At 74.6% G+C, this 17,355-nt stretch carries 11 protein-coding genes; 3 read left to right on the forward strand and 8 right to left on the reverse strand.

From position 1 onward, the window contains the following. Window positions 1–116: 116 nt before the first annotated feature. Both FB457_RS00750 and FB457_RS00755 read right to left on the reverse strand, forming a co-directional pair. Window positions 117–431: a hypothetical protein gene (locus FB457_RS00750; RefSeq protein WP_047017931.1), complete on the reverse strand. Its 315-nt coding sequence runs from the start codon at window positions 429–431 to the stop codon at window positions 117–119. 169 nt (window positions 432–600) lie between these two features. Next, window positions 601–2,838, reverse strand: a complete 2,238-nt coding sequence (locus FB457_RS00755; RefSeq protein ID WP_486588886.1) for an ATP-dependent DNA helicase UvrD2 — start codon at window positions 2,836–2,838, stop codon at window positions 601–603. A 180-nt stretch (window positions 2,839–3,018) separates the two neighbouring features. Here FB457_RS00755 and FB457_RS00760 point away from each other — a divergent pair, with 180 nt between their 5' ends. Continuing rightward, a complete protein-coding gene (locus FB457_RS00760; protein ID WP_047017929.1) occupies window positions 3,019–3,276 on the forward strand; it encodes a mycoredoxin in 258 nt (85 codons plus the stop codon). 69 nt (window positions 3,277–3,345) lie between these two features. On the opposite strand, the gene nudC is transcribed toward FB457_RS00760, so the two are convergent. The 5 genes from nudC to FB457_RS00785 all read right to left on the reverse strand — a co-directional run bounded on the left by nudC (window position 3,346) and on the right by FB457_RS00785 (window position 12,403). After that, window positions 3,346–4,296, reverse strand: a complete 951-nt coding sequence (gene nudC / locus FB457_RS00765) for an NAD(+) diphosphatase (RefSeq protein ID WP_047017928.1) — start codon at window positions 4,294–4,296, stop codon at window positions 3,346–3,348. Between the two features lie 105 nt (window positions 4,297–4,401). Then, window positions 4,402–7,698, reverse strand: coding sequence for an ATP-dependent DNA helicase (locus tag FB457_RS00770; protein ID WP_145780432.1), 3,297 nt, complete (start codon window positions 7,696–7,698; stop codon window positions 4,402–4,404). An 83-nt stretch (window positions 7,699–7,781) separates the two neighbouring features. Continuing rightward, complete coding sequence (locus tag FB457_RS00775) at window positions 7,782–8,507, reverse strand: hypothetical protein (RefSeq protein ID WP_047017926.1); 726 nt, start codon at window positions 8,505–8,507, stop codon at window positions 7,782–7,784. A 92-nt stretch (window positions 8,508–8,599) separates the two neighbouring features. After that, window positions 8,600–11,929, reverse strand: coding sequence for an ATP-dependent helicase (locus tag FB457_RS00780; protein ID WP_486588919.1), 3,330 nt, complete (start codon window positions 11,927–11,929; stop codon window positions 8,600–8,602). Between the two features lie 96 nt (window positions 11,930–12,025). Then, complete coding sequence (locus FB457_RS00785) at window positions 12,026–12,403, reverse strand: MGMT family protein (protein WP_047017925.1); 378 nt, start codon at window positions 12,401–12,403, stop codon at window positions 12,026–12,028. A 161-nt stretch (window positions 12,404–12,564) separates the two neighbouring features. Between FB457_RS00785 and FB457_RS00790 the strand changes: the two genes are divergently transcribed. Continuing rightward, a complete protein-coding gene (locus FB457_RS00790; RefSeq protein ID WP_145780434.1) occupies window positions 12,565–15,351 on the forward strand; it encodes a lysylphosphatidylglycerol synthase transmembrane domain-containing protein in 2,787 nt (928 codons plus the stop codon). A 21-nt stretch (window positions 15,352–15,372) separates the two neighbouring features. Here the strand turns inward: FB457_RS00790 and FB457_RS00795 are convergent, their stop codons facing one another. Then, a complete protein-coding gene (locus FB457_RS00795; protein ID WP_047017923.1) occupies window positions 15,373–15,648 on the reverse strand; it encodes a YciI family protein in 276 nt (91 codons plus the stop codon). Window positions 15,649–15,779: 131 nt separating this feature from the next. Here FB457_RS00795 and FB457_RS00800 point away from each other — a divergent pair, with 131 nt between their 5' ends. Further along, complete coding sequence (locus FB457_RS00800) at window positions 15,780–17,342, forward strand: alpha/beta hydrolase (RefSeq protein ID WP_047017922.1); 1,563 nt, start codon at window positions 15,780–15,782, stop codon at window positions 17,340–17,342. Window positions 17,343–17,355 lie beyond the last annotated feature (13 nt).

Raw genomic sequence — 17,355 nt, forward strand, 5'->3', positions numbered from 1 at the left:
CACGGTTCCGTCCTTGCTCGTCGTCTTGATCAACTTCTGCGTTGGGCAAATCAAAAGGGCCGCGGATCCCGGTTCGGGTTCCGCGGCCCTGGAAGGTGCCGTCTCGATCGAGTCGATCAAGATGGTTCTTTCCAGGGTTCAGGCCCGCGGAAGGCCCGCATGTGCGTCGTGGCCGCAATGCCGCCTGCGAAGGCGCCATTGGCCCACTCCTGCTGGAGGTCGGCACCCGCTGCCGCCGCCGCATAGGCCGGAGCCTGCGCCGCTGCTACCAGGAGTGCCTTGGTCGGTCGCTCGTCACGGACACCCAGACCGCCACGGACACCGGACACACCGGTGGCGGGGACCTGGAACTTGGAGAGGGCGAGCAGGCAGGAGGAGACGACCTCGCGACCGTCGGCAGCACGACCGTCAAGTTTCGTGATGCTGATCATGGGTTTCTCCTCCTCTCTGGTCTCGTCGGACCGGCGAGCCGGTCCAAGGTCTCCTAGTACAACACGGAATCACCGGCTCCGTGAAGAGCTGTTCTTCCGTGCCGGAAGGCTATGAGGCTACTCCCGGCGATCGCAAACCATTTTTCGGGGACTTTTTTGCCGGGTCCCGTCAGGGCTCCTCGGCGGGCTCACCCGAAGGCTCCCGGCCGGCACAGAGATCCAGGACATCGGTGCCATATCGGTCGAGCTTGCGCTTGCCCACACCCGAAATGACCGACAGTTCCTGCTCGTTGACCGGTGCGGCCTCGGCGATGGCGATCAGGGTCTTGTCGGTGAAGACGCAGTACGCGGGCTGTCCCAGTCGCTGCGCCTGGACCGCGCGCCAGTCGCGCAGCCGCTCGTACAGCCCCTCGTCCATGTCCGAGGGGCAGTCCTCGCAGCGCATCAGCTTGATCTCGCCGGCGTCCGTCAGCGTCCGCCCGCAGACCCGGCAGCGCACCGGGCCGCGGCGCCGGCGCCGGGCTGCCGCGCCCCGCTCCGCACGGCCGCGCTCCACGCCGCCCTGCGACACCGTCCCGGCGGCGCCCCCGCGCCCCGAGCCCGGCCGCAGCCCGGTGAGGAAGCGGCTCGGGCCCCGCGAGGCCCGCCCGCCCGGCGAGCGGGACAGCGCCCAGGACAGCGACAGGTGTACCCGGGCCCGGGTGATGCCGACGTAGAGCAGCCGGCGCTCCTCCTCGATCTGCTCGGGCGTCTTGGCGTACGTGATCGGCAGCATGCCCTCGGTGAGCCCCACCAGGAACACCGCGTCCCACTCCAGGCCCTTCGCGGCGTGCAGTGAGGCGAGCGTCACACCCTCGACCGTCGGCGCGTGCTGCGCCGCCGCGCGCTCCGCCACTTCCTCGACCAGATCCCCCAGCGCCGCTCCCGGCCGGGCCCGCGCGAAGTCCTCGGCCAGCCGCACCAGCGCGGCCAGCGACTCCCAGCGGTCCCGCGCCGCGCCCGAGCCGGCCGGCGCCTCCGGGGACCAGCCCATCGTCCCCAGCACGGCCCGCACCTGCGCTGCCAGGTCGCCGTCCCGGCCGGCCTCGTCGAGCATCGCGTCGTTCTTGCCGGCCACCGCCGCCCCGCGCAGCTTGACCCCCGCCTCGCGCACCTCGGGGCGCTCGAAGAACCGCTCGGCGCCCCGCATCTGGTACGGCACGGAGCGGTCGGCGAGCGCCTGCTCGTAGACCTCCGACTGGGCGTTGATCCGGTAGAGCACGGCGATGGAGCTGGGCGCCACGCCCGCGTCGATGAGCCGGCGGACGTGCCGGGCGGTGCCCTCGGCCTCGGCGGGCTCGTCCGCGTACTCCGCGAACGCCGGCTCCGGGCCCGCGTCGCGCTGCGCGACCAGCTCCAGCCGGGCGGCGGCGGCCCGTCCCGTGGCCTGGGAGAGCACGCCGTTGGCCAGGTGGACGACCTGGGGTGTGGAGCGGTAGTCCCTGACGAGCTTGACGACGGTGGCGTCCGGGTGCCTGGTGCGGAAGTCCAGCAGGTGGTCGGGGGTGGCGCCGGTGAAGGAGTAGATCGTCTGGCTGGCGTCGCCGACGACGCACAGGTTGTCACGGCCGCCGAGCCACAGTTCGAGGAGCCGCTGCTGGAGGGGGCTGACGTCCTGGTACTCGTCGACGACGAAGTGCTGGTACTGCCGGTGCACCTGCTCGGCGATGTCCGGACGGTCCTGGAGCACGCCCACGGTGAGCAGCAGCACGTCCTCGAAGTCGATGACGCCGCGGTCGCGCTTCAACTGCTCGTACCCCCGGTAGATCCCGGTGATCTCGGCCGGGTCGCGCGGGGCGTCGCGGCCGGTCTTGGCGAGCGCCGCGGCGTAGTCCTCGGGGGCGGTCTGGGTGACCTTCGCCCACTCCAGCTCGCCGGTGACGTCCCGCAGCTCGTTGCGATCGAGGCGGACGCGGGTGCGCGCCGCGGCCTCCGCCACCAACTGGACCTTGCGCTCCAGCAGCCGCGGCAGCTCGCCGCCGACGGCGCGCGGCCAGAAGTACTGCAACTGCCGCAGGGCGGCGGAGTGGAACGTCCGCGCCTGCACGCCCGGGGCGCCGAGCTGGCGCAGCCGGCCGCGCATCTCGCCGGCCGCCCGGTTCGTGAACGTGACGGCCAGCACGCTGGCCGGCTGGAGCACGCCAGCCCGCACCCCGTACGCGATGCGGTGGGTGATCGCGCGGGTCTTGCCCGTGCCCGCGCCGGCCAGCACGCACACCGGGCCGCGCAGCGCCGTCGCCACCTCGCGCTGCTCCGGGTCGAGCCCCGCCAGCACCGCGTCCGCCGAGCCCGGGACGGCGGGGAACTCCGTGGGCTCCGGGGAGAGGGAGGGCTGCGGGGACGACGGGGGCTGCGGTGCTGCTGTCACCCCGCCATGCTGCCAGGTCCGCAGGGACCGGTGTGCCGGTTGTCCACAGGCCCCTGTTGAGGGCCCGGTTATCCACAGACGGCGGCCGGGACTACGGGAATGGCGGCGTCCCCGGGTACGTTCACCTTCCGGAACAGATCACGCCGCGACCCGGCCGACCCCCCAAAGGAGCGCAGCGACATGGCGGGCACCGTCACGATGTACAGCACCACCTGGTGCGGCTACTGCCGTCGGCTGAAGAGCCAGATGGACCGCGAGGGCATCCCGTTCGAGGAGGTCAACATCGAGCAGGACCCGGACTCCGCCGCCTACGTCGAGAGCGTGAACAACGGCAATCAGCTCGTGCCGACCGTCGTCGTGGTGCCGCGGCAGGGCGGCGAGTCCGTCGCCATGCCGAACCCTTCGCTGGCCCAGGTCAAGGCCGCCCTCGGCGCCTGACCGCGGCCGCCGGCGCCGGGCGGGGAGCCCGGCACCCGGCAGCACCCGCGGGTCCCGCAGCGGCGGCCGTCAGCCCGGCCGCCGCGGCAGGTCCGAGCCGTACCACAGCTCGATCAGCCGCCCCGCGATCGAGATGCCGTACGGCGGCAGCACCTCGCCCGACTCGTAGGCCGCGCCCAACTCGTCGCGGGAGAACCAGCGCGCCTCGTGCAGTTCCTCGCCGTCCACCCGGATCTCCGCGCCCTTGGCGTCCGCCGCCCGCGCGAGAAAGCCCACCATGAGGCTCGAGGGGAACGGCCACGGCTGGCTGGCCACGTACTCCACGTCGCCGACCACCACCCCCGCCTCCTCGAAGACCTCCCGCCGCACGGCGTGCTCCAGCGACTCGCCGGGCTCGACGAAGCCCGCGAGCGTCGAGAAGCGCCCCTCCGGCCAGTGCACCTGGCGGCCCAGCAGGATCCGGTCCTCCGGGTCCGTCACGGCCATGATCACGGCGGGGTCCGTCCGGGGGTAGTGCTCCGCGCCGCACGCCGGGCAGCGGCGGATGTGGCCCGCGGCGGCGATGACCGTGCGCTCGCCGCAGCGCGAGCAGAAGCGGTGCAGCCGCTGCCAGTTCTCCAGCGCGACGGCGTGGACCATCAGCCCGGCGTCCTGCTCCGACAGCAGCAGCCCCGCCTCGCGCAGCCCCGCGGGGCGCGCGGTGTCGTCCATGCGGCCGGGCAGCGAGTCCTTCTGCAGCGCGAAGTAGCGCACGCCGCGGGCGTCGGTGCCGAGGAAGTAGCGGTGCTGCTCGGTCGGCGGGGCCTCGAAGGCGGGCGTCGTGACCAGCGCCGTGCCGCCGTCGGGGGTGTCGTCGATGAGCACCTGGCCCTCGCAGACCACGAAGACCCGGGTCGTCGGGTGGCTCCAGGCCGCGGCCAGCCACGCCTCGTCGATGCGGTGGTGGGCGGCGCGGTCGACGCCGCTGTCCGCCGTGAAGGAGACCGGCCGGGAGGCCGCCCGCTCGATGCCCGTGGTCACTGCTGCTTCCCTTCCGCCGCGCCGCACACGGCCCCCGCGCGCTCGTCCCGCACGCACGCCGAAGGGTCGGCGACGCTGCCGGGGGTGGTGCTCATGCCCCCGAGCCTAATCCGTCCGGCCGGACAGCAGGGCCTCAAGCTCCGCTCTTCCCGGGAGTGTGGCCGGACGCACGATCTCCCCGGTGCGTACGTAGAGGAAGGCGGCGGTCACGTCGGCGAGCGGCAGCCGCTCCTGCTCGGCCCAGGCGAGCCGGTAGACGGCGAGCTGGAGGGGGTCGGCGCTGCCGCTGCGGCCGGTCTTCCAGTCGACGATCTCGTAGCCGCCGCCGGGGTCCCGGTAGACGGCGTCGATACGGCCGCGGACCATGCGCCCGGCGAGGCTGAGCTGGAAGGGGGCCTCCAGTCGGTACGGCGTGCGCCGGGCGTACGGGGACCGCTCGAAGGACTCCTTGAGGGCGGCCAGATCGCGCTCGTCGGCGATCTCCGGGGCGTCCTCCTCGCCGCCGGGCAGCTCGTCGGGGCCGAGCATGGGCAGCGGCAGCGCCTCGAACCGCGACTCGACCCAGGCGTGGAACCGCGTCCCGCGCCGCGCCGCGGGCATCGGCGGCCGGGGCATGGGCCGGGCCAGTTCCTGCGTGAACGCCTCGGCGTCGGCGGCGAGCCGGAGGAGCTGCGAGGCGGTGAGGGAGGCGGGCAGGGTGACGTCCCGTACGGGCCGGCGGGCGGCGAGCAGCTCCGCTTCGAGGGCGTCGAGGTCCCGGTCCCAGGACTCGACCACCCGCACGTCGGCGGGCCCGAGGGGGTGGGCCCGGGCGCCGTCGGGGCCGGTGCCGGGAGCGTGCCCGTCCGCCGTCGCCCGGCGGGTCAGTGCCGCCTCCACCGCCGCCGCGGCCTCCCGGCGGCGGGCCGTCGCCGCCGGGGCGAGCGGGAGCGGCCACGCGCGCTCCGCGGCGTGCTCCGCCAGGGCCGGGTTCTCCGCCGCCTTCGGGGGCTCCGGGGCCCACTCCTCGACCTCGCCGCCGCCGCCCTCGCAGTGCTCCCGCAGCGCGTGCAGGAACGCCGACGGGCCCCGCGCCTCCTTCTGCGTCGGACCCCACCAGTGCCCGGAGCCCAGGAGCAGCGACCGGGGGCGCGTCACGGTGACGTACCCGAGGCGCAGCTCCTCCACCTCCTGGTGCTCCCGCATCGCGGCCTTGAAGTCCTTCAGCCCCCGCGCCGTCCACTCCGCCACGTCCGGCAGCGTCTCCGCGTCGCCCCGCAGCGCGTGCGGCAGCACCTTGCCCTGCGTGACCCACGACTCGCGCGGCTGCCGGCTCGGGAAGTGCTTCTCCACCAGCCCCGGCACCACCACGACGTCCCACTCCAGGCCCTTCGCCTTGTGCGCCGTGAGCACCTTGACCGTGTCCCGCCCGTCGCCCGGCAGCGAGCTGTCGAGCCCCTTCTCGTACTGCGCCGCGGTCCGCAGGAAGCCCAGGAACGCCAGTAGCGTCGCCTCGCCGTCGAGGGCGGCGGAGGAGGCGTAGTCGGCGGCGACGTCGAGGAAGCGCGCCAGCGTCTCGCGCCGCCGCGCCGCCAGCGCGTGCGGCGACGCGGACAGCTCGATCTCCAGGCCCGTCGCCCCGAGCACCCGGTGCAGCACGTCCATCAGCGGATCCGCCAGCGACCGCCGCAGGTCCCGCAGCTCCGCCGCCAGCCGGCCGAACCGCTTCCGCGCCGCCGCGCCGAACGGCAGCCCGTCGTCGGGCTGCCGGGCCTCCAGGAACGTGTCCAGCGCGTCGGCGAGCGACGCCACCTCCGCCGGGTCGACGCCCTCCACGGCCTGCGCCAGCCGCTCGTCGGGGTCCTGTTCGCCGTCCGTACGCGCCGTGGTCACCAGCAGCCGCGCGCGGCGCCCCAGCAGCGCCAGGTCGCGGGGGCCGATGCGCCACCGCGGGCCGGTCAGCAGGCGGACGAGCGCGGCGTTGGCCGTCGGGTCCTGGAGCACCTCGCACATCGCCACCAGGTCCGCGACCTCCGGCAGGTCCAGCAGCCCGGCGAGCCCGACGACCTCCACGGGGACGTCCCGGGCGACCAGCGCCGCCTGGATGTCGCCGAAGTCGCCCGCGGTGCGGCACAGGACGGCGACGTCGCCGGGGGCCGTGCCCGTACGCACCAGATGCGCCACCGAGTCCGCCAGCCACTCCAGCTCCGCGCCGAACGTCGGCAGCAGCGCGCAGCGCACCGTGCCGTGCCGCTCCGCGCCCGGGGCGGGGCGCAGCGCCTCCACGCCGACGTGGCGGGCGCGCAGGGGGGCGGCGAGGCCGTTGGCGAGTTCGAGCAGGCGCCCGCCGCTGCGGCGGTTCTCCCTGAGCGCCTGGCGGCGCGCGGGGGTGCCGTCGGCGTGCGGGAAGTGGGCGGGGAAGTCGTCGAGGTTGGCGACGGAGGCGCCGCGCCAGCCGTAGATCGCCTGGCAGGGGTCGCCGACGGCGGTCACCGCGTGCCCCGTACCACCGCCGAACAGCCCGGCCAGCAGCCGCCGCTGGGCGACGGAGGTGTCCTGGTACTCGTCCAGCAGCACGACCCGGCACTCCTCGCGCAGCAGCCGCCCGACCGCCGGGTGGTCCTCGGCGAGCAGCGCGGAGTGGGCGATCTGGTCGCCGAAGTCGAGGAGGTCGCGGCGGCGCTTCTCGCGCCGGTAGGCCCGTACGAGGTCGAGCAGCTCCAGCCGGGCCTGCGCGGCCCTGGGGGCCTTGCGCAGCTCGTCGTTGGTGAGCCGGACCCGGTCGAGAGCGGCGAGCTGCGCGGCGCCGAAGTCCGCCAGCGCGTCCGGATCCACGAGGTGTTCCGCCAGCTCGGCGTCGAGCGCGAGGAGTTCGCTGACGAGCGTCGGGAGGGATTTCGTCAGCGCGGGGTACGGGCCGGGGGCGGTGCGCAGGACGCGGGCGGCGAGCTGGTAGCGGGTGGCGTCGGCGAGGAGGCGGGCACCGGGTTCGAGGCCGATGCGCAGGCCGTGGTCCTTGAGCAGTTGGCCGGCGAAGGCGTGGTACGTGGAGATCCGCGGCTCGCCGGGCTCCGCGGCGCCGTCGCCCGGCACCCCGTCGCCGTACGCGCCTTCGCCGTACGCCCCGTCCGCACCGCCCGCCGGCGTGACCCCCGCCTGCGCCAGCGCCCGGCGCACCCGCTCCGCCAGCTCCGCCGCGGCCTTGTTGGTGAACGTCAGCCCCAGCACCTGCTCCGGTGCCACCCGCCCCGTACCGACCAGCCACACGACCCGGGCCGCCATCACCGTCGTCTTGCCGGACCCCGCACCCGCCACGATGACCTGCGGGGCGGGCGGTGCGGTGATGCACGCCGTCTGCTCGGCGGTGAAGGGGATCCCGAGGAGCTCCTTGAGCTGATCGGGGTGGGTGATACGGGCCGGCATTCCAGCGAGCGTAGCGGCGCCCGCCGACAACCGGGGTTCCGCGGCTGCCGGCGGGCGCGAGGGACGCGGGATGCGCTACGGGCTCAGCCGCCCAGCTCGTTCAGGTTCACCGCGTCGGCGGGCGCCGTGACGTCGACCTTCTCGTTGAACTCCGAGAACTCCGCTGTGCCCGGCTGGTCCCCGTCCTCCATCTCCATCTTGAGGATGTACGGCTCGCCCTCGGTGGCGATGTGGACCCGCGTGGTCTCGCCGTCCTCCTTGGCGATCAGCGTGATGGTCGGGGTGCCGCGCACCTCGCCCTCGTCGCCCTTCTCGGTGGTGTCCTTCCTGCCGCCCTTGTCCCCGTCACCCTTGTCCTCGTCGTCCATGTCCTTGAGGATCGTGTCGAGGTCGCAGAAGGAGGCGAAGTCGTCCTGGCCCGCGCCCATCTCCACCCAGCGGTCGCCCACCGTCGCCTCGATGAGCTGCGCCTGCTCCGGGCTGCCGGCGTTCTGCTCCCAGAACTTCGTGTCCGGCTTCATGTAGGACGTACCGCCGGCGCGGCGGATCTCCGCGGTGGCACCCTGCGTGGTGACGCTGCCGGTGCACTCGCCGCCCTTGGTCACCGACAGTTTCATCGCCGTCCCCGCCGCCCCCGTCTGCTGGAAGTCCAGGGTCATGGACTTGGCGGAGCGCATGGCCGCCACCGTCTCGTCCTTGATCTCCTCGGGCGACTTGCCCGCGAGACCGCTGTCCTCGCTGCCGCACGCCGAGAGGACCGTCACACCCAGGGCCGAGACCAGCGCCGCCGCCACCACGCTCTTACGCACAGTCAATCCTTACTTGTTGCTTACACCTGACCGATTGGTCATACGACCACACAGACGGCCGCGGTGTCACACCGGGGTCTCCTACCGTGGTCTCACTCCACGACGTGCCGGCCCTCCGGGCGGGCACTGCACGAGCTGCGGAAAGCGCACTGCGCGCAGTGGTCGCCGGGCGTCGGCCCGAAGCGCTCGTCGAGCACCCGGGCGGCGGCGGTCGCCAGCAGCCGGGGCACCCAGTCGCCCTCCGGGGGCGGCTGCCGCTGCACCTTCGGCAGCGCGTCGCCGCCCTCCCGGACGGGCGCCCCGATCCGCAGGTGGACCAGCTCGGCGCCGCCGGACACGGTGCGCTCCGCGCCGGCCGCGCCCTCGGCGACGGCGGCCTGGTACACGGCGAGTTGGGCGTGCTCGGCGACCTCGGGCCCGGTCGGCCGCGACTTGCCGGTCTTGAAGTCGACGACGTACGCGCGGCCTTCGGCGTCCTCCTCGACGCGGTCCATGGTGCCCTTGATCCGCACCTCGTACGTACCGGCCTTCAGCGTGACGTCGAAGTCCCGCTCGCTGGCCACCGGACGGCGGCCCCGCTCCAGCACGTGCCAGCGCAGAAAGCGCTCCAGGGCGGCGCGCGCGTTCCCCTTCTCCTGCGCGGACTTCCACGGGGCGTCGAAGGCGAGGCCGTCCCACACGCCGTCGAGGCGCTCCATGAGCGCGTCGAGGTCGGCGGGGGTACGGCCGGAGGCGACCTCGTCGGCGAGGGCGTGGACGACGAGGCCGAAGCCCTGCGCGGCGGAGGCCGGAGCGTCGGCGCGTACCTCGCGGCCGAGGAACCACTGCAGCGCGCAGGTGTCCGCCAACTGCCCCACCGCGCTGCCGGAGAGCGCGACGGGCAGGTCGCGGTCGCGCAGCGGCACCGCGTTCTCCGTCGGCTCGTCCAGGCCCCACCAGCGGTCCGGGTGCGCGGCGGGCACCAGCGGACGGCCGTCGTCCGCCGGCGCCGCCAGCCGGGCCAGCCGCTCGGCGGCGGCGGCGCGCAGGGCGTCGGACGCCTCGGGGTCGACGGTCGTCGCGCGCAGCTCGGCGACCATCGCGGCGACGGATAGCGGGCGGCGGGGGCGGCCGGTGACGTCCTTGGGGTCGACGCCCAGCTCCGCGAGGAACCGCGACGGCTGGTCGCCGTCCTCGGCAGGCGCCTTCACGGCGGTGACGACGAGCCGTTCGCGGGCGCGGGTGGCGGCGACGTAGAACAGCCGGCGCTCCTCGGCGAGGATCGCGCCGGGCGGCAGCGGCTCGGCGAGGCCGTCGCGGCCGATGCGGTCCGCCTCCAGCAGGGAGCCGCGGCGGCGCAGGTCGGGCCAGAGCCCCTCCTGGACCTGGGCGATGACGACGAGCCGCCACTCCAGGCCCTTGGCGCGGTGGGCGGTCATGAGGCGTACGGCGTCGGGGCCCGCGGAGTCGTCGGCGCGGCGGGTGAGGACGTCGGCGGCGATGTCCTGGGCTTCGAGCTCTTCGAGGAAGTTGAGTGCGCCGCGGCCTCCGGTGCGCTCCTCGGCGCGGGCGGCGGTCTCGAAGAGGGCGCAGACGGCGTCGAGGTCGCGGTCGGCGTTGCGCCCGGCGGGACCGCCGCGGGCGGCGGCGCGCTGGAGCCGCGCCGGCCAGGGGGTGCCGTCCCACAGTTCCCAGAGCGCGGCTTCCGCGGTGCCGCCGCGGGTGAGGAGGTCGCGGGCCTTGCGCAGGAGGAGGCCGAGGCGGAGGGCGCTGCCGGCGTAGGCGCGGTCGTGGACGACGAGGCGGCGGGGCTCCGCGAGGGCCTCGGCGAGGAGGACGCCGGAGGGCCGCGGTACGGAGCGGCCCGCGGCCCGCTCCTCGTCGCGGAGCGCGCGGCCGAGGCGGCGCAGGTCGGCGGCGTCCATGCCGCCGAGGGGGGAGGAGAGGAGGGCGATGGCGACGTCGGGGGGGATCCAGGCGTCGCGCACCGGGGGGTCCCCCTCGTCGGGTGCCGCGTCCGCCGTACCCCCGGGCGTCGTCTCGCCGCCCTCCTCCTCCGTACGTCCCCCCCGGCCCGCCGGAGGCAGTACCGCCGCGGCCGTTGTCCTCAGGGCTGTCAGCAGGGGCTGGACCGCCGGTTCGTGGCGCAGGGGGAGGTCGTCGCCCGCTATGTGGAGGGGGACTCCCGCCGAGGTCAGGGCGCGGCGGACCGACGGGATCGTGCGGCCGCCCGCGCGGACCAGGACCGCCATCTCGCGCCACGGCACGCCCTCTTCGAGGTGCGCCCGGCGCAGGATGTCCGCGACGTTGTCCAGTTCGCCGCTCGCCGTCGGGTACGTGTACGCCTCCACCCGCCCCCCGTCGCGCACCGGCGCCAGTCCCCGGTGTGCCCGTACCGCCTCCGACGGCAGCCGCGGCAGCGGCATGCGGCGCGTGAGCAGCCGCGTCGCCGCCAGCGGCTTGGCGGCCGAGCGCCGCGACGTGCCCAGCACCGCGACCGGCGCGGGCGCGCCGTCCCGCCGCGGGAAGACCTCCGGGAACGTCAGGATCCCCCCGACGTCCGCCCCCCGGAACGCGTAGATCGACTGGTCCGGGTCACCGAAGGCGACCAGCGTCCGGCCGCCGCCCGCCAGCGCCCGCAGCAGCCGCACCTGCGCCGCGTCCGTGTCCTGGTACTCGTCGACGAACACCGCGTCGTACCGCCCCGCCAGCTCCGCCGCCACCCGCTCCGACTCGGCCAGCAGCACCGCCCGGTGCACCAACTCCGCGTAGTCGAGGACCCCCTGCATGTCGAGCACGTCCAGGTACTCCGCCAGGAACTCCCCCGCCGCCGCCCAGTCCGGCCGCCCCGCCGCCGCCGCGAACCGGTCCAGCGCCGCCGCCCCCAGGCCCAGCTCCCGGCTGCGCGCCAGCACCGCCCGCACCTCGTCGGCGAACCCGCGCGTCGTCAGGCAGGCCCGCAGCTCCGCCGGCCAGGACACCCGCGCGCGGGAGCCGTCCGCGTCGTGCCCGGCGAGGAGTTCCCGTACGACGACGTCCTGTTCCGGCCCCGACAGCAGCCGCAGCGGCTCGACGAACATCTCGGCGTCCTGGTGCGCCCGCACCAGCGCGTAGCAGTACGAGTGGAAGGTGCTGGCCTGCGGCGCCTGCGCGCCGTCCAGCCGGGCCGCCATCCGGTCGCGCAGCTCCACCGCCGCCTTGCGGCTGAACGTCAGCACGAGGATCCGCTCGGGGTCCGCCCCGCGCCTGATCCGCTCGGTGACGGCCTCCACCAGAGTCGTCGTCTTTCCCGTCCCCGGCCCGGCGAGCACGAGCAGCGGTCCGTCCCCGTGATGAACCACCGCGCGCTGCGCTGCGTCCGGCACAGGGGGGACCGGCCGCACGGGTGCGGTGCGGACGAGCCGGTAGGCCGGGGAGGAGACGGGCAGAGTGCTCACATGTATCGCCGGTGACAGAGGACGGAAGGGAGGTGCCGGTTGCCGAACCGTACTCCGTACGGGCGGCGGCCCGGGCCGTTTGGTGCCCGGTGTCGGAAGCTGTCAGATATGACCCTCGACACCGTCGCCGCTGCCGTCCCAGCGGGCGCGGCGAAGGTCGATGCGCTGGTCACCCGCGGTGGTGGCGCGCAGGGGCGTGCCCTCCACCCGGTAGTGCTCCAGGGCCTCGCGCTCGTGGCCCGGCAGCGGCCGGCCGTCGGCGCGCACCACGCGCCACCAGGGCACGGCGCTCCCGTAGAGCGCCATCACCCGGCCCACCTGGCGCGGCCCGCCGCGGTCTATGAACTCCGCCACATCCCCGTACGTCATCACGCGGCCCGGCGGGATGCGCTCTGCCACGGAGAGCACCCGGTCCGCGTACTCGTCGAGCAGGCCGGCGTCCGGGCCCGGGGGGCCGGCGGAGGGTGTCGCGTCGTCCATCCGCCCCATCCTGCCCCAGACCGCCGACAGTCCGGCGCCGCGGCCGGCAGCGGGCACACCGCCGTCAAGCACACCCGGATGCGACCATCGGAGACATGCTCGTGCCACCATCGTGCGGGCGGTGACTGGTGATACGAGACGAAGACGGGACAACCCAGGGCATGCGGCGCGACTCCGCGGCGGAGCCTCCGCCGGCAGAGCCGGCCGCGGAGGCGCAGAGCGCTGCCCGCCCGGACGGGCAGGCCCGTCCCGAGGGGCGTGACGGGCGGGACGAGCGGGCCCGCCCGGGCCCGTACGACGAGCACGACGCCGACCGCGGCGACTCCCCCGACCACCCCCGCGGCCTCTACGACACCCCCCGCCCCCACTCCCCCGCCACCGCCCGCTACGACTCCCGCCGCCGCACCCCCCCCGGCCCCATCGAGGGCGACGACCCCCTCCTGCCCGCCCGCGTGCACCGCCCCTCCGACCTCATGCGGCTGCTCCTCGGCATCCTCGGCATCGCCGCCGTCCTCGGCCTGGCCGCCGTCGCACACGGCACCACCGAGGGCCTGGAGGAGGACATCACCAAGGGCGCCGAGTACACGCCCTCGTTCGTCGTCACCCTCGGCGGCCTCACCTCCAGCATCGCCGTCCTCATCGTCCCGGTCGCCTTCGCCGTCGAACGCCTCGTCAAGCGCGACGGGCTGCGCATCGCCGACGGCGTGCTCGCCGCCGTCCTCGCGCACGGCGCCGGGCTCGCCGTCTCGCTCTGGGTCTCCGAGGCCGCCCCCGGCTCCGTGCAGGGGGCGCTCACCCAGATCGCCCGCGACGGCGAGCGCACCGACCCCGTACACGGCTATCTCGCCCCCGTCATCGCGTACATGACCGCCGTCGGCATGGCCAGGCACGCCCGCTGGCGCGTGCTGATGTGGACGGTCCTGGTGCTCGACGGCCTCGCGGTGCTCGTCGGCGGCTACACCACCCCGTTCGCCATCCTGCTCACCGTCCTCATCGGCTGGACCGTCGCCTACGGCACGATGTACGCGGTCGGCTCTCCCAACGTCCGCCCCACCGGCCGCAACCTCCTCGCCGGCCTGCGCCGCGTCGGCTTCCGCCCGGTCAGCGCGCTCGTGCCCGAGGAGCAGCCCGACCTGGAGGGCGACGGCCGCGGGCGGCGGTTCGTGGTCACGCTGGAGGACGGACCGCCGCTGGACGTCACCGTCGTCGACCGCGAGCAGCAGGCCCAGGGCTTCTTCTACCGCGCCTGGCGCCGCCTGTCGCTGCGCGGCGTCTACCAGCGGCGCAGCATGCAGTCGCTGCGGCAGGCGCTGGAGCAGGAGGCGCTGCTGTCGTACGCCGCGATCGCCGCCGGCGCCAACGCCCCCAAGCTCATCGCCACCTCCGACCTCGGCCCCGACGCGGTCATGCTCGTCTACGAGCACACCGGGGGCCGGCCGCTGGCCTCCGTCGCCGACGAGGTGATCACGGACCTGCTGATGCGCGAGAGCTGGCGGCAGGTGAGGGCGCTCCAGTCGCGCCGCATCGCGCACCGCCGGCTGGACGCGGACGCCGTGCTGGTGACGCGCTCGGGCAAGGTGATCCTCACCGACCTCAGCAACGGCGACATCGCCGCGGGCGACGTCGTGCTGCGCATGGACATCGCCCAGTTGCTCACCACCTTCGCGCTCCGCGTCGGCGCCGAGCGGGCGGTCGCGGCGGCGGTGGAGGTCCTCGGCCCGGACGCGGTCGCCGACGCGCTGCCGCTGCTTCAGCCGATCGCGCTGACCCGGGACACCCGCGCGGAGCTGCGCCGGCTCTCCCGGGAGCGGGCGGCGCGCGAGCGGGAGGCGGTCATCGAGGCGTCGCGGTCGCGCAAGCACCAGGCGGCCGGGGACCGCAAGAGCATGCGGGCCGCCAAGCAGGCCGAGAAGCGGGCGATCGAGGGCGCCCTGGACGAGGCCCGCGAGGAGGACGTGCTGACGCAGATCCGCCAGCACGTGCTGCTGATCCGGCCGCAGGCGCCGGTGGAGCCGGTACGGATCGAGCGGATCAGGCCGCGCACGCTCGTCAGCATCATCGCGGGCGTCTTCGCCGCGTACTTCCTGCTGACGCAGCTCACCCACGTCAAGGTCGACGACGTGCTGGCGCAGGCGAACTGGCGCTGGGCGGCGCTTGCCGCGCTCTTCTCGTCCGCCACCTACCTCGCCGCCGCGATGTCGCTGCTGGGCTTCGTCCCCGAGCGGGTGCCGTACGGGCGGACGGTGCTGGCGCAGGTCGCCGCCTCGTTCGTCAAGCTGGTCGCCCCGGCGGCGGTCGGCGGGGTCGCGCTCAACACCCGCTTCCTGCAGAAGTCGGGCGTACGGCCCGGCCTGGCGGTCGCGAGCGTCGGCGCCTCGCAGCTCTTCGGCCTCGGCAGCCACATCCTGCTGCTGCTGACCTTCGGCTATCTGACGGGGACCGAGCGGACGCCGTCGCTGTCCCCGTCCCGTACGGTCATCGCGGGTCTGCTCGCGGCGGCGGTGCTGATCCTGATCATCACGGCCGTGCCGTTCCTGCGGAAGGCCGTGTCGTCGCGGATCCGGTCGCTCTTCGCGGGCGTGGTGCCGCGCATGCTGGACGTGCTCCAGCGCCCGCAGAAGCTCGCGGCGGGCATCGGCGGCATGGTGCTGATGACGCTGTCGTTCGTGCTCTGCCTGGACGCCTCGGTACGGGCCTTCGGCGGCGATCTCAGCTTCGCGAGCGTCGCGGTCGTCTTCCTCGCCGGCAACGCGCTGGGCTCGGCGGCCCCGACACCGGGCGGCGTGGGCGCGGTGGAGCTGGCGCTCACCGCGGGTCTGACGGCGGCGGGGATGCCCAGCGACACGGCGCTGTCAGCGGTGCTGCTCTTCCGGCTGCTGACGTTCTGGATGCCGGTGCTGCCGGGGTGGCTGTCGTTCACCCACCTGACCCGCAAGGGCGCCCTGTAGCCGGGCCCCGCCGGGGGCGGGTCAGAGGGCGACGACGTTCCAGGGGCGGATGCTCCACTTGTCCACCAGCCCGTTCGCCACGTACGGATCCCTCCTGACGAACTCCTCGGCGGGCCCCGGGCCTTCGGTCCGCCAGACCAGCAGGCCGCGCGGCGGGGCCTCCGTCATGGCCCCGGCCATGAAGAGGTCGCCGCGCCGGTGGCACTCGCGGATGAGGTCGAGGTGGGCCTCGCGGTAGGCGTCCCGCCGCGCCAGGTAGTCGTCGACGTAGGAGTAGTCGAGGACGTAGTAGGACACGCGGCCTCCCTGGTGGCGGGGGTGAACGGTACGGGGACCACCGTACTCACCCGTACGCTCCGCGCAGCGCGCGGCCGTCCGCGCCCCGCCGGACGATGGCAGTCCGCCACCGCCGAGACCGGGGAGCCGCCGTGCGGGTCACCAAGCCGACCACCGCCGTCACCGCCGCCACCGTCCTTCTGACCGCCATGGCCGCGGGCGGCTGCGCCATCGCGTCGTCGTCCGAGCGTGACGGAGGGCTGGAGGACGGCGCGGCGGCCGCCGGCATCCACTGGGGGGCGTGCAAGAACCTCCCCAAGCCCGCACCCGGGGCGCCGGCCGCCGACACCGACTGGGAGTGCGGCACGCTCGACGTACCGCTCGACCACGACAAGCCGGACGGCGAGAAGATCGGCATCGCCATGATCCGCGCCGAGGCCACCGGGCCGCGGGAGAACCGCATCGGCTCGCTGCTCTTCAACTTCGGCGGCCCCGGCGGCTCCGGCATCGAGACCCTGCCGGGCCTCGCCTCCCAGTACAAGACGCTGCACAAGCGCTACGACCTCGTCAGCTTCGACCCGCGCGGCGTCGGCCGCAGCGAGGGCGTGCACTGCCTCGGCGACCGTGCGCTCGACAAGTACTTCGCCGCCGACAACACCCCCGGTGACAAGGCGGAGGAGAAGGCGTACCTGGACCGGATCCACGACTTCGCCGCCGCCTGCGAGAAGAAGTCCGGCAAAGTGCTGCCGCACGTCGCCACCGAGAGCGCAGCCCGCGACATGGACCTCATGCGCGCCGCGCTCGGCGACGACAAGATGCACTACTTCGGCGTCTCGTACGGGACCGAACTGGGCGCCGTCTACGCCCACCTCTTCCCCGAGCGGATCGGCCGGGCCGTGCTCGACAGCCCGGTGGACCCCACGCAGAACAGCGCGCAGCGCTCGCTCGCGCAGGCGAAGGGCTTCCAGCAGGCGCTGGAGAGCTACGCCGAGGACTGCGCCCGGCAGGGCAAGAAGTGCCCCCTCGGCGAGGCCGGATCCGGCGAGCCCGCGGTCGCCACCGAAGACGTCGCGGACCTGCTGAAGCGGCTCGACGGCAAGCCGATCCCGGGCTCCTCGGGCCGCGATCTGACGGAGTCGCTGGCCACCGGGGGCATCGCGCAGTCGCTGTACTCCAAGCAGCTCTGGCCACTGCTGACGCAGGGCCTGGAGCAGGCGCAGGACGACGACGGCGCGCCCCTGCTGCTCCTGGCCGACGCGCTCAACGGCCGCGAGCCCGACGGGCACTACAGCACGCTCCAGTCGTCCTTCCTCGCGGTCAACTGCGCGGACACCAAGGACCGCTACTCGATCGACGACATCCGCGACCGGCTGCCGGAGTTCCGCAAGGCGTCGCCGGTCTTCGGCGACTTCATGGCCTGGGGGCTGGCGTCGTGCGACGGCTGGCCGGTGACGGGCAAGCGCTCGACGCCGCAGGTGAGCGCGGAGGGCGCGGACACGATGCTGGTCGTCGGCAGCACGGGCGACCCGGCGACGCCGTTCGAGGGCACGCAGCGGATGGCCGAGGCGCTCGGCGGCGACGTGGCGGTGAAGCTGACGCGCGTCGGCGAGGGGCACGGCGCGTACGGCAGCGGCAACCGCTGCACGCAGAAGGCGGTCGACACGTACCTCCTCGACGGCCGGGCCCCGCAGAACGACACGACCTGCCGCAAGTAGCCCGCCCGGGAGG

The organism is Streptomyces sp. CNZ287 (assembly GCF_007827615.1).